This window comes from Winogradskyella costae (assembly GCF_013403865.1).
Classification (GTDB): Bacteria; Bacteroidota; Bacteroidia; order Flavobacteriales; family Flavobacteriaceae; genus Winogradskyella; species Winogradskyella costae.
The window spans coordinates 222,695-236,454 of record NZ_JABFDK010000002.1; the positions used below are offsets into that span (position 1 = coordinate 222,695).

Annotated in this window: 13 protein-coding genes; 1 reads left to right on the plus strand and 12 read right to left on the minus strand. The window is 33.4% G+C overall.

What is annotated here, in order from left to right; translation table 11 throughout:
• Window positions 1–11: 11 nt before the first annotated feature.
• The 7 genes from HM986_RS08200 to HM986_RS08230 form a co-directional block, all read right to left on the minus strand.
• The gene (locus HM986_RS08200; protein WP_179334597.1) at window positions 12–635 is read right to left on the minus strand and encodes a flavin reductase family protein; all 624 of its coding nucleotides are present in this window, start codon (window positions 633–635) and stop codon (window positions 12–14) included.
• The gene (locus HM986_RS08205) at window positions 636–1,946 is read right to left on the minus strand and encodes an ABC1 kinase family protein (RefSeq protein ID WP_179334598.1); all 1,311 of its coding nucleotides are present in this window, start codon (window positions 1,944–1,946) and stop codon (window positions 636–638) included.
• A complete protein-coding gene (locus HM986_RS08210) occupies window positions 1,947–2,603 on the minus strand; it encodes a TetR family transcriptional regulator C-terminal domain-containing protein (protein ID WP_179334599.1) in 657 nt (218 codons plus the stop codon).
• Window positions 2,604–2,699: 96 nt separating this feature from the next.
• Complete coding sequence (arsB, locus tag HM986_RS08215; RefSeq protein WP_179334600.1) at window positions 2,700–3,752, minus strand: ACR3 family arsenite efflux transporter; 1,053 nt, start codon at window positions 3,750–3,752, stop codon at window positions 2,700–2,702.
• 5 nt (window positions 3,753–3,757) lie between these two features.
• Window positions 3,758–4,372: an arsenate-mycothiol transferase ArsC gene (locus HM986_RS08220; RefSeq protein WP_179334601.1), complete on the minus strand. Its 615-nt coding sequence runs from the start codon at window positions 4,370–4,372 to the stop codon at window positions 3,758–3,760.
• 21 nt (window positions 4,373–4,393) lie between these two features.
• Window positions 4,394–4,864 carry a DUF6428 family protein gene (locus HM986_RS08225; RefSeq protein ID WP_179334602.1) on the minus strand — a complete coding sequence of 157 codons (471 nt, stop codon included), beginning with the start codon at window positions 4,862–4,864 and terminating at the stop codon, window positions 4,394–4,396.
• A 21-nt stretch (window positions 4,865–4,885) separates the two neighbouring features.
• The gene (locus HM986_RS08230) at window positions 4,886–5,218 is read right to left on the minus strand and encodes an ArsR/SmtB family transcription factor (RefSeq protein WP_179334603.1); all 333 of its coding nucleotides are present in this window, start codon (window positions 5,216–5,218) and stop codon (window positions 4,886–4,888) included.
• 182 nt (window positions 5,219–5,400) lie between these two features.
• Here HM986_RS08230 and HM986_RS08235 point away from each other — a divergent pair, with 182 nt between their 5' ends.
• A complete protein-coding gene (locus HM986_RS08235) occupies window positions 5,401–6,246 on the plus strand; it encodes a DUF2911 domain-containing protein (RefSeq protein WP_179334604.1) in 846 nt (281 codons plus the stop codon).
• Between the two features lie 122 nt (window positions 6,247–6,368).
• Here HM986_RS08235 and HM986_RS08240 read toward each other — a convergent pair whose 3' ends face one another.
• The 5 genes from HM986_RS08240 to HM986_RS08260 form a co-directional block, all read right to left on the minus strand.
• The gene (locus HM986_RS08240) at window positions 6,369–7,346 is read right to left on the minus strand and encodes a Gfo/Idh/MocA family protein (RefSeq protein ID WP_179334605.1); all 978 of its coding nucleotides are present in this window, start codon (window positions 7,344–7,346) and stop codon (window positions 6,369–6,371) included.
• Window positions 7,346–9,154, minus strand: a complete 1,809-nt coding sequence (locus HM986_RS08245; RefSeq protein ID WP_179334606.1) for a sodium:solute symporter — start codon at window positions 9,152–9,154, stop codon at window positions 7,346–7,348. Before HM986_RS08245 ends, HM986_RS08240 begins: the two co-directional genes overlap by 1 nt.
• 159 nt (window positions 9,155–9,313) lie before the next feature.
• Complete coding sequence (locus tag HM986_RS08250) at window positions 9,314–11,833, minus strand: PIG-L family deacetylase (protein WP_179334607.1); 2,520 nt, start codon at window positions 11,831–11,833, stop codon at window positions 9,314–9,316.
• 288 nt (window positions 11,834–12,121) lie between these two features.
• Window positions 12,122–13,201: a magnesium/cobalt transporter CorA gene (gene corA, locus HM986_RS08255; protein WP_179334608.1), complete on the minus strand. Its 1,080-nt coding sequence runs from the start codon at window positions 13,199–13,201 to the stop codon at window positions 12,122–12,124.
• Window positions 13,202–13,205: 4 nt separating this feature from the next.
• A complete protein-coding gene (locus tag HM986_RS08260; protein ID WP_179334609.1) occupies window positions 13,206–13,739 on the minus strand; it encodes a mechanosensitive ion channel domain-containing protein in 534 nt (177 codons plus the stop codon).
• Window positions 13,740–13,760 lie beyond the last annotated feature (21 nt).

Genomic DNA, 13,760 nt, shown 5'->3' on the forward strand with positions numbered 1-13,760 from the left:
ATAGTTGTTATTTAAAATTCTAATTTTGGTCTCTGATATTCTAAACGCTTTTGTAATTTAGGAACGCTATAGCCATCTAGTCCATTTATTGTAGCAATATTTCCTTTAGAAAGATTAACAAATCCATCGTGGTCAATCAACGTGTTTTCAATGAACAGCTTTTCAATTTTTCCTATCACAAGGATGGTATCATTTGCAGCAATAGGATATTCTTCAACAAATTGCATCGCCATTTGTACGGGTGAGTTTTTTACAAATGGGGCTAGAAAATTACCTTTGTAATCTTCTATTAAGTTGGTGGTATCAAATTCAGAAATGTGAGAATCGTATTTCGCAGAGGTATGATGCGCGTCTTCTATAATTTCAGAATACACATGATTAATAGTATATTTCTCGGTTGCTTTAATATTGGCGTACGTGTTACGCATTACGGTGGTTGGTCTTATAAAGAAACCTACCAAGGCAGGATTAGAACCTAAGTGTGTAACGGAACTAAATATCGCAACGTTACTTATGCCGTCTTTACTTTTCGTACCAATTAAATTTGCAGATTTATAACCAGAACAACTATTAATTAAGTTAATTCTATAGAGATGCTCCATTTGGTCTATGTCTTCACTGCTAAATTCTAACATTTAAAGGTTTTTGAAATTATTGATTTGTACGTTTTCAGCTTTAAGGTCGAACATTAAATTGTACAATCCAAAAAATGTTCTATTTATATAAATAAAGTGCTTAGATCCTCTATTGCCATTCATATTTCTGAGTTCTGTGCTTTTAGAATACCGTTGACCCATATCAGAGATTTGATTGAAAAATTCAGGATTAGAGAAATCAAATTCTTCAACATGGAAAGGTTTTGTAAAAAGACTTAACAACTCGTGAAACATTGCGCTAAAGAATTTAATTTCTTCTTCCGAATCCTCTTTCTTTAATATTTCGAGTTCATAAAGTTTTTCGGTAAAACGTTTTGGGTTTTCAATACAGGATTTATCTGCTAGTTCAAAATAAGGAATATAGAAATCTTCAGGGATTATTTTCATACACCCAAAATCTAAGGCAATCAGATTGCTTACTTCAGAAATTAAGAAATTACCCGGATGCGGATCGGCATGTACTTTTCGTAACTTGTGAATTTGATACATATAAAAATCCCATAAAGCCTGTCCCAATTTATTAGATTTGGCTTGGTCAGTATTATGCGCTACAAACTCCGAAAGATGTTCACCTTTCATATAATCCATTGTTATGATACGCTCTGAGGAAAACTCCTCATAATAATTTGGGAATTTTAGATTTGGAATGTGTCTACAAGCCTCAGCAATTTCTTTGCTTTGCGCGATTTCTAGAATATAATTGGTTTCTTCCGTAAGTTTATTTTCAACTTCTTTAAAATATTTATCAGAATCTTTTCCTTTAATATTAAACATTTTAATAGCAATGGGTTTTACCAAAGCTAAATCTGAGGCAATACTTTCCGCAACTCCAGGGTATTGGATTTTCACAGCAAATGTTTTCCCATTTTTTTCTGCAATATGGACTTGTCCTATACTCGCAGCATTTACTGAAGTTGCATTGAAAGTGTCAAAGATATCTTCGGGGTGTTTACCAAAGTACTTTTTGAATGTTTTTATCACTAACGGGGGCGATAAAGGTGGTACAGAAAATTGAGATAATGAAAATTTCTCAACATAAGCCTGGGGCAATATGCTTTTTTCCATACTCAGCATTTGTGCGACTTTAAGCGCACTGCCTTTAAGTGTTTTAAGACTATCGTATATGTCTTCTGCGTTATTTTGATTGAGGCGTTCTTTAGCATCCTCTTTAGAGTTTACCATTTTATCGCCGTAATATTTCAAATAATTAACGCCTACTTTTGCTCCGGTTGAAACTAATTTGGAAGCTCTAGATATTTTAGTAATCGGAATGCTGTCTATTGTTTTCATCTAATTGGAGTGCATTTTTTCTTTATATAAGAATTTACCAAAGTCAATCAAACTCTTTAAAGGAGTGGTGTCTATTAAATCGAAGCTCGCCTGAACAGACTTTTCGATGAATAAATCAGTTTTTTCAAATGATAACGATGTGTCATCTAACCAGAATTTAATGGTAACTAATAATTGAAACCAAGCGGATTCTTTAACTGCTTTATTTTTAATTTTTTCGAATTTTTCCTCTTTAAGATCAATTGTTTTGATGTCTAAATGATCTATGTAAATTGTAAAACTCTTCTTTAAATGGGCTAATGTTTTTAAGGATTTTAAATGATTTTTATCTCTATTTAAAGCATTAACAACATAACTTCTATTAGCCGTTAGTATCTCAAAGAAGGTATAGTAGAAACTGAGTAGTTTGTTGCGCGCATCAAAAGAGTGATAATCTTCGCTTTTCTCTAAGATTGCAACAGTGTGATCAAAAAATATTTTAAATATAGATTGTTCTAAAGTTTCAAAAGAGCTGAAAAATTCATAGAATTTTTGTTCTTCAAAATTATTATCTTTAGCGAAAGCATAGACGGAATTGGGCTTATGGTTATGTGTAAGCACATAATCCATGTAATACGTTATAAGATCGTCTTGTTTTATGTTTTTCTTTTTTGCCATTGTAATTGATTTACAATGTAAAAATACGTAATGTTTAACTATTTTAAGTTAATGTTAAACAAAATTTAACAAGACTTAGGGAAAAACGGTACTGAATTATGCTTTTTTCGGTAAATAGTATTTTTTACGTAGCCAAAATGCCACCCGAACCAAAAGAATTAGGGCAGGTACTTCTACTAACGGGCCAACGACTCCTGCAAATGCTTGTCCTGAATTTAATCCAAAGACCGCAATAGCTACCGCAATAGCTAATTCAAAGTTGTTACCGGCAGCCGTAAAAGCAATCGCTGCGTTTTTATCATAAGTGGCTCCCATGGCTTTACTCATAAAAAAGCCAATAAGAAACATCAGAGCAAAATAGATTAATAAAGGCACTGCAATGATTAATACATCCATTGGTATCTCTACGATAAGTTCTCCTTTTAATGAAAACATAACTACGATAGTGAATAATAATGCGATCAATGTCATTGGAGATATTGTTGGTATAAATTTCTTTGCATACCATTCTTCTCCTTTCAATTTTACTAATATTAAACGAGAAAGGATGCCTAATAAAAATGGAATACCTAAATAGATCGCCACACTTTCTGCAATGGTGGCAATAGAAATATCTACAATGGCACCTTCAAAACCAAAATAGGGTGGAAGTACTGTAATAAATAGATACGCATAAAAACTATAGGCAAAGACTTGAAAAACACTATTTAAAGCCACTAAACCAGCTCCGTATTCGCTGCTACCTTCTGCTAAGTCGTTCCAAACTAAAACCATAGCAATGCAGCGCGCCAAGCCAATTAAAATTAAGCCGACCATGTATTCGGGATAATCGCGTAGAAATGTAATTGCTAAAACAAACATTAAAACAGGACCAATAATCCAGTTTAAAACTAATGAAATAGATAAGACTTTTACATCCTTAAATACTTTAGGGAGTAAGGCATAATTAACTTTTGCCAGCGGAGGATACATCATTAATATGAGTCCAATTGCGATTGGAATATTAGTCGTTCCGCTACTATAAGATTCAACGAGCTCTGGAAATGATGGTACAAAAAAGCCAATACCAACGCCAATTGCCATGGCGATAAAAATCCATAACGTAAGATAGTTATCTAAAAAGCTTAATTTTTTCTTGATTGCAGACATGGTTATTATTTTGTGATGTTAGAAAACACATATTTTAGTTCTGTAGCAATTTGAAGACTCCGTTCCTTATACTTATCTAATTGTTGTGGAGTGTCATCAAAGGCTTTAGGATCCTCATAAGTAATTGGGAGGCGTTTTTCAGCACCCCCAATAAAAGGACAGCCTTTATCTGCACTAGAGCAGGTCATTATGGCCGCAAATATTGACGTCGGATTGAATTCATCATCAAATGTTTTTGAAAAGCCAATCACAGGATGCGCGTTTTTTGAATATTTAATGCTGTATACTGGATTGTTCCCATTAGAAAGTGTTTCAATTTGAAACCCTGCATTTTCGAGCGTTTTAGCTACAACAGGAAATAAGGCTGTGGCTTCTGTTCCACCTGAATAACAAAACACATTTTTTATTTCAAAATAAGATGCCATGGCTTGTGCCCAAACTTGAGACAAATGGCTACGACGTGAATTGTGCGTACAAATAAAATTTAAGTTAACACCATTGTTTTCCGTTGTCTTAAGTTGAATGTAATTAATGAGTGGTTGTAAAATCGCTTTACGTTCTTCTGAAATAACTTCAATTTGTAGTTGTTCTATTTGGTTGCTAATTGGTTGGTACAGCATGATATATTAAAATTTTAATGTTTAGCAGCATCCAGAACCTGGAGCACAAGATGGACCTTCATTTTGTAAATCTGAAAACTTAAGTTTTGGTTTCTTTTCTGGAATACCACATTTGTCTTTCGCTAAACAATCGGTCAATTTTGAAGTCAATAAAAAATGTGTGCCGTCAAAATCTAATCCATATTTACCAATAGTGTCTCCTTGGTATTCGACTTCAATTTCTAAGTCTTCAATTTCTAAGACTTTTTCAGACAACTCAATGATATTAAGTAGTTTTTCAGGGTGCAATCTGTGATCGTAATCATCAGCTTCCCAAAGTTGAAAGTTGGCCACATTCTCAGTTCTTACGGTGCCACCACAGTCAATAAAATGTTTCGATATTTTACCAACTTCAGTAACATGGAAGTGGTTTGGTACTAAAGTGCCGTTTGGTAATTGAAACGCAATAGTATTTAATACTTTTAATTTTGATTTAATTTCTGATAGTTTCATAAGTGTATGCTTTAATGTTGTTTAACAACAATTATTAGAGTCTATTATGTCTTGATCTAAAAAAACAGTCAAGATTGTTTTCATTTTAGACCAATTCTCTTTATCGATACAATAGCAAATGCTAGTACCCGTAATGTTCCCTTTTATAAGACCTATTTTTTTTAATTCTTTTAGATGCTGAGAGATAGTAGGTTGTGCTAAACCAATTTCATCCACTAAATCACCACAAATACAAGAGTCTATTTTAAATAAATGTTGCAGAATGGCGACTCTAGCTGGGTGTCCAAAAACTTTAGCAATGCTAGAGATTTGGTTTTGCTCTAATGTGAAAATTTCGGTTTTAGTTAGTCCCATTATTCTGTTGTATTATTATATTGCAATATTACGATTAAATATTTGAAATACAAATTTTTCGCCGAATTATATTTGAGTTGTCAAGTGTTTTTTAATTCATTTTAAGGATTTCTTAACATATACAGCTTTTGTTAAGTTGTAATTTTACATTTATTATAAATAACACTAAAACACCATAAAGAATGAAGAAATTAGTACTTATTACATTTGCGTTAACTTTAATGTTTTCGGTAAATGCACAAATTGAAACACCACAGCCAAGTCCGTTTACAAAAGTTGAACAAGTTGTTGGTTTAACGGATGTCACTTTAGAATATTCTCGACCAAGCATGAATGGGAGGACTATTTTTGGAGATTTGGTGCCTTATGGAAAAGTTTGGAGAGTAGGCGCTAATAAAAATACGATGATTACGTTTAGTGATGATGTCGTTATTTCTGGGAATGAATTGAAGGCAGGATCTTATGCTATTTTCATTACACCTTCTGAGACGTCTTGGGAAGTTATTTTATATAATGATACTACTAATTGGGGAACACCAAAAAGTATTGACGCTGAGAAAGTTGCGGCGAAAGTAAAAGTAGAAACGATGACATTACCTATGAATGTAGAGACTTTTACAATTACGTTTGATAACTTAACTAGTGGTTCTGCAGAATTAGGTTTCATTTGGGAAAATACAATGGCTAATATCAAATTTGAAGTGCCAACAGCTAAAACGGTTGTAGCTTCTATAGATAAAGTAATGGCAGGACCATCTGCTAATGACTATTATGCTGCTGCGGTTTATAACTTATCTGAAGGAAAAGATCTAGAACAAGCTAAGGAGTGGATGGATAAAGCAATGTCTATGACTGATGATCCAATGTTCTACCAATTAAGAAAACAGTCTTTATTATATGCTGCATTAGGTGATAAAAAGAATGCTATTGCAACGGCTAAGAAATCTTTAGTAAAATCGGAACAAGCAGGTAATGCTGATTATGTAAAAATGAATAAAGATTCTTTAAAAGAATGGGGAGCTAAGTAATTTTTTAGCTTTTGGCTACTGGATTTTATCGCTTAGCTAATTAAAAATAAAAAAACGCAATTCTATTGTTTACCTAACGTAATCAAAGGAGTTGCGTTTCTCATTTTGTTTCAATTGCTCCTTTAGGAATATTCTAAACCAATTAAGGTTCTAATTTTATCTAAAGTGCTAATCAATAGTTTACTTTTTTCAAAAGTCATAATATCACTTTCGGTTTTACCATCTCTGATGAGTTGATTAAAATGTGAAATCTCATGGCTGTATCCAATTGTTTTAGTGTTGAATTCTTTTAAAATAGAACGTCCTTCATTATCGATCAGTGCAACAGATGATGGTTCATGAAAGCGACCATTTATTTTTATAGTACCGTTTTCGCAATGAATTAAGGCTTCTGTATTTGTTTTTTCAAGTAGTGTACTTTTTAAATAAGCTTTGGTCTCGTCATACAGAAAAGTAATATCACATTCCGAATCTGCTCCAGAATCGAAAAATTGGGCTTTAGCCTCAATAGTATTTGGTTTTCCTAATATGGAAAGCGCAGCAAATACAGGATAAATTCCTATATCCAATAAACTTCCACCGCCAACAGATTTATCGAAAACTCTAGACGTTTCATCATATTTTGGATAAAAACCAAAATCAGCTTCAAGCTTTATAATATTTCCAAAATGCTTGTTTTTTAGCAGGTCTAAAGTATATTGATAATGTGGAAGAAAAATAGTCCATAGCGCTTCCATTAAAAGCGTATTTTTCTCCTTTGAAAGCTGAATCATTTCTTCAACTTCTTCCAAATTCATGGCAAACGGCTTCTCACATAAAACGGCTTTATTATGATTGAGGCATAAAATAGTATGTGCTTTATGAAAACTATGAGGTGTGGCAATGTAAATCGCATCGATATTAGGGTCTAATACCAACTCATCATAACTTCCGTAGGCTGTTGTAGACGTATATTTTTGTCCAAATAATTTGGATTTTTCTAGGTTTCTAGATGCAATAGCATAAAGTGTTGTATTTGGTACAGTACTTAAGTCGGTTGCAAATTTAGAAGCTATTTTTCCTGCACCAATAATTCCCCAATTAATGGTTTTATTATCCATTATGCTGCTTTTTTAGGTAATAGGACCTGCAATAAATTAGCAATTGAGATGACCACTAAACAACCAAATAAATTGAGCCATAAATACGGCATCCAATCAAACCACCAGCCAATGACAACTATGGCTTGGGTAATTAAGGCGCCAATAAATACGGCATTTCCTTTAATGTATTTAAAGAAGAAAGCGAGTAAGAAAATGCCAAGCACATTTCCATAAAAAATAGAACCAATAATATTTACGAGTTGAATTAAATTTTCAGCAAGATCTGCAAAACAAGCAATAATTATGGCCACAATTCCCCAACCAAACGTAAACCATTTAGTCATTTTTACCATGTGTTCTTCACCCTTATCTTCTTTTTGGTTTCTTCCATATAAATCAATAGAAGTAATCGTTGCGAGTGCATTAATTTCTGATGCTGTTGATGACATCGCTGCAGATAGAATAACAGCCAATAATAAGCCAATTAAACCTGTCGGTAGATTATTTAAAATAAACCGAATGAACATATAATCTCTGTCATTGGTTTGTGTGTCTTTAGCGGCATCTTTATAGAGAGAGGTCAGTGCTGCTGATTTTGTGAGATACGCTTCACTTTCAGGTTTAGACTTTAAGGCTTCAACTTCATTATTAAGCGTATTATATGCCGACGTATATTCTACGTCAACGGCTTTCTTAATCAAAAATTTAGATTCAGAACGGTAGGTTTTTTCGATACTATCGAGTTGAAATAATTCTGTTTTTAAACGATCATCAGTGCTTTTAGATAATGCTAAACTCACTTTTTGCTTTTGATTAAATAATACCGATTGTTTATCCTGAAGCGCTCTGTATTCATCTCCATACTGGGATGCTAATACGGTTTGTTCTGATTTATCTATAAAATTTAATGGCGAAGGGTTAAACTGATAAAACACAAATACCATAACACCAACAAGTAGAATAAAAAATTGCATTGGTACTTTAAGCATCCCATTAAACAGAAGGCCCATTTGCATTTCTTTCATGGATTTACCCGAGAGATAACGTTGCACTTGGCTTTGGTCTGTTCCAAAATAGGAGAGCATTAAAAATGTACCACCAATAAGACCTGTCCACACGGTATATCTATTTTCTAAATCGAATGAAAAGTCTAAGACTTGCATTTTCCCTGTAGCACCGGCAATATCAATGGCATCTTTAAAAGAAACTTCTTCAGGAATTAAATTAATGATGATACATAGTGCAGCAATCATTCCTCCAAAAATGACAAACATTTGCTGTTTTTGAGTCACCGTTACGGCTTTTGTACCACCAGAAACGGTATAGATAATTACTAAAACCCCTATTATAATGTTGAGTGTAACAATATTCCAGCCTAATACCACAGAGAGAATAATGGCTGGGGCAAAAATTGTAATTCCGGCTGCTAATCCACGTTGAATTAAAAAGAGGATGGCTGTTAAGCTTCTGGTTTTAAGGTCGAATCGGTTTTCTAAAAACTCATAAGCAGTATAAACTTTAAGTCGATGATAGAGTGGAATGAACACTAGGCAAATAATAACCATGGCAATTGGAAGTCCGAAATAAAACTGAACAAAGCCCATACCATCAGAAAAAGCCTGACCCGTGGTGGACAGAAATGTAATTGCGCTAGCTTGTGTGGCCATTACGGATAAACCGATGGTCCACCATTTAGACGTATTTCCTCCTTTTATATAATCTTGTGCGTTTTTGCGACCTCTAGTTTTCCAAGTTCCATAGCCAACAATTGTGGCTAAGGTTACTATTAAAACGGTCCAATCAATCCAATCTAAAGTTTGCTGCATTATATTTTTTTATGCGAATGAAGCTGTTATAAAATAAAATATGATAATATAGAGCGCATTAGCTATTAAAACAGCAGTGTACATTTTACTCCATTTTTGTTTCACTTCTGGTGGATTTTGTTGGCTCATCAGTAGGTTGTTAATTTGTAGTTATGTCTTTTAGTTTTTTAAGGTACTTTCATCTTGTTTGCCTGCAGAGAGCAGATTTGCAAAGAGTCTATATGCGCCAGAAACTCCTGCCGGAAATTCCCTAAAGAAACTGAGACCTGTGTAAATATAGTTGCCTTTTCCATACTTTGCAACTAGTAAAGCACCTTCTTTAGAGTTCTCTCCTTTGTCATTAGCCGCCAATAATGGTGTAAACTCTTCTGACCACTTATCCGGAAAATACAAGCCTCGCTCTTGAACCCAACCTTCAAAATCTTGATATCCAATTTTATTAGGAAAATTTAGAATCGGATGATTAGGTTCTAATATTTTTACTACAGCATTTTCATCTGTAACACGATCTCTAGATAATTGTAAGTTGTAAGGAGCTAAATTATCTACTTTAATACCTCTATTAGTGTTGTATTGAATAATTAAATTACCACCATCCTTTACATAGTCTAATAAAAAACGTTGTTTAAACTGTAACGCTTCAACAATATTATAAGCTCTAATCCCCATGACAATAGCATCAAAATCGTCTAAGTTTTCTGGTGTAATTTGTTCCGGTTTAATAATAGTAACGTTATACCCAATTTGTCGTAAACTTTCTGGTACAACATCTCCAGCACCTTCTATATACCCAATATTATTACCACGTTTTTCAATATCTAACCGAACGACTTTACTTTCGCTTGGCATTAAGACGGTTTGAAAGGGAATATGCGCATAATCAATTTCCATAATTTCATCGGTATAAAATTCACCATCAATATTCACCATTGGTGAAATTGAACCTTCGTTTTGATTTTTTGGTGGAATAACAGTAAAAATTACATTTTGAATATCCCCTTTATTATCAATTTCAATCTTTTGTTTTTGTGGGAAAACTTGCCAACCTTCAGGATAAGCCATTTGTACAAAACCGCTAATGCCATCTTTTCCTGCTGTTACAGTAACTTCGATGTCTTTTTGAAGATTGTTTTCAAAAATATAAACTTTATGATTTAGGTTTACAGAAGCAGCAGGGATAATTTCGAAAGGACGATATAATTCCCCTTTATCAGGTTTAGAGTATCTATATAATACAGGTTTAGTTATCGTAATTGGTGTGTCTTCAATCATTAAATTAAAATCAATAAAAACCGCTCTAGGTGTTTCTGGCAAACCAATTAAGTTTTGATCTTTTACAGTGTACATACCTAATGTACTTTTAGTATTTAACCAATAAGGTGTAGTATAATTACTGCTATTTGGAATGCTAATACCATCCTCAAAATTTAATTTTTGATTGGATGTTAAAGGCATATTTTTGGATATTCCAGTAGGTAATGTTGAAAGGTTATAAGATACCAAATTAATATTTGCAGCGCTTCTATTTAAAACTTCCATATTTAGCTTCACATCAGAATTTGGTGCAGCACTAGGTGTATTTGCCGAAACTTCTAAATACAGACCAGCACAAGCTTCAATAATTGCCTTTAGTTCTGTTGTTTTAATGGTCCTCCAATGTTTATCTTGTATGGTTTGAAGCAGTTTATAAGCTTCTAAAAGTTGGGGTAAATTTGCTGCTGGATTTTTGAAATTAAAATTTGCTTCAACTGATTTTAGGATGTTTCCTATAGCTTTTCCAGCTGTTACACGATTCCATGACGTATCAATACCTGCAAAAATATCAACGCTATTATTTAAGGGATCACCTTTTAAAAATTCGATATATTCATCCTGGGAACCGCGCTCTGATAATCTACCAAAGCCTTGCGACAAATGTTGGCTGCTTGCTAAGGCGGCAATTTCATTATTAGATTTACCCTTAGTTGTATAATATTTGCCTACATCAAAAGTTAGCATATTACTTTTGTCTAACTTATCAAATTTTTCTTGGCTTCCATAGCGCCACCAAGACGTGTTATAAAATAAACGTTTGGGTTGCCATGTTTCTGTAAGTTCTAATTGAGACGGATATTTTGAAGCATCATCTACAATATCAAACGCTTCTAGGCTAAGCATTGCGGAAGCCGTATGATGACCATGTGTTTCCCCAGCTCTTCTGTGATCGAAACGGTTAATGATAATGTCTGGCTTAAATGTTCTAATAGCCCACACAACGTCAGAGAGTACTTCATCTTTATTCCAGATTTCTAATGTTTCATCCGGATGCTTAGAGTAACCAAAATCATTAGCTCTTGTAAAGCGTTGCTTGCCGCCGTCCGTGCGTCTTGCGGCTAATAATTCTTGAGTTCTAATGACACCTAAAAGTTCTCTAATCTCTGGCCCAATAAGATTTTGACCACCATCTCCACGTGTTAAAGATAGATAGGCTGTACGTGCTTTCACTTCATTAGACATGTATGAAATTAAGCGTGTGTTTTCATCATCGGGATGTGCAGCAATATAAAGTACAGAGCCCAATACATTCAGTTTTTGAACGGCTTCATAAATTTCTGATGAATTATAATTTTGGGGTTGTTGTGCTTGTAATGAAACGATAGTGCTTATAAAAAGCAATAGACAAAGTCTAAGTTGGTACATGAGGTTACTAGTTAGATGTGTTTCAAATATAGGAAAGTTACTAAGCTATGAACTTTGTTTTAGATTTTTTTAACGTTGGTGTTTATATGTGATGATGACCATCATAATTCAAAATACTATTACAATTCAATTATAAGAATTTGTTTTTAATTCTTAAAATATTTTGAAGAGCTTGTGAGTAAGTTAGTTGACGATTAAAATTTAGTTTTTAGAATTTTAGAGCGTGTAGTGTCGTGGTGTTCTGGAGGCTTTCAGTTGCTATTAATTGTTCTTCAGTTTTTTATTTCATTATAACCACTTCTTGCGTTTAAAATAAACTAGCATTAGAATGAACATTACAAACATAACACCCAAAAGAATAAAATAGCCATTATGGTATTTTAGTTCGGGTATATATTCAAAGTTCATTCCGTAGATACCTGCAAGAAATGTTAATGGAATAAAGATAGAGGACATTATTGTAAGCACTTTCATCACTTCATTCATACGATTACTAATGGTTGACATATACATGTCCATGAGGCTCCAAATCATTTCGCGATAAATATCTATATTTTCAGATACCTGAATTAAATGGTCATAGATATCCCTGTAATACGTAATTGTACGTTTGTAAATTAATGGATGTTCACCTTTTTCAATACGATTTATAATTTCACGAAGTGGGAAAATAGCGCGACGTACTTTTAGGATTTCTCGCTTAAGTTGTTGGACTTCAATGTTAATATTGTCTTTGGCATTGCCTTCAAACAAATCGTTTTCTAAATCTTCAATTTTGTTTCCAAGCGTTTCAATGATGCTAAAATAATGATCTACGACTGCATCAATTAAGGCATACAATAAATAATCGGATTTTAAGCTTCTGATACGTCCATTACCATGCCTAATTCGTTCTCTTACCGTATCAAAAACATCCCCTTCAGATTCTTGAAAAGACAATACATAATTTTTTCCTAACACTAAACTCACTTGTTCTATAACGACGTTTTCATCCTTATCATAGTATAGCATTTTTAGCACAATAAAGAGGTAATCATCGTATTCGTCAATTTTGGGACGTTGCGTGGTGTTAACAATGTCTTCTAAAACAAGTGGATGCAACTCATATTGTTTACCAATATTTTCAATTTCACTAAGCGAGTTTAGTCCATCAATATTGATCCACGTAACGGAATCGGTGTCTTTATAAGATTTGGCATCACCAATGTTGGTTAGGTTACTCTCGTTTAAGGTTTCTTTTGTATAATCAAAAGACTCTATCTGAAGTTGTTTGTCTATTTTTTTGCCAGTGTACACTAGAGTACCGGGTGCTTTTCCTATGTGCTTTTTATAATTATGCGTACGTGTTTTTGCCGTTTTTCTCTTCATAGGTTTATAAAATACTAGTATCGTCTAATGCATCCTTTTGCAATAAAGTTACTGCTTTTTGAAGAATAAGATTATTTGGGTAAGTGACTAAGTTCCCACTGTCGTCTCTAAGATGAATTTGAAATGCTCTAATATCTTCGATAATACCTATTATGGATTCGTCTTTATCGTGAATTTTTATTTTATCTCCGACTTTATATGGAAAGGAAAAAAACATAATAATACCAGATGTTATGTTGCTTAAAATAGACCAAATAGCAAAAAGTCCGATTCCTATAACGGCAAAAACAGAAGAGAATACAAGAGTAACATCTCGTGCTTCAGCACCAAGAATAAAAGTCTCGATTAGAATGGCAACAAACACAAGTGTAACTGTAACATAGCGTCCGATTAAAGCCGCTCTAGCTTCTGTAGTGCCACTTTTTTTGCCTATTTTTTTTACAGTTAATACAATGATTTTTCTAATTATAAAGAGTATAGTTAATAAAACAATTGTAGAAATTATTTGGTCTTGATATTTGTAAAATAGTGAACTCATGTAGGGCGTATTATGCTAAAT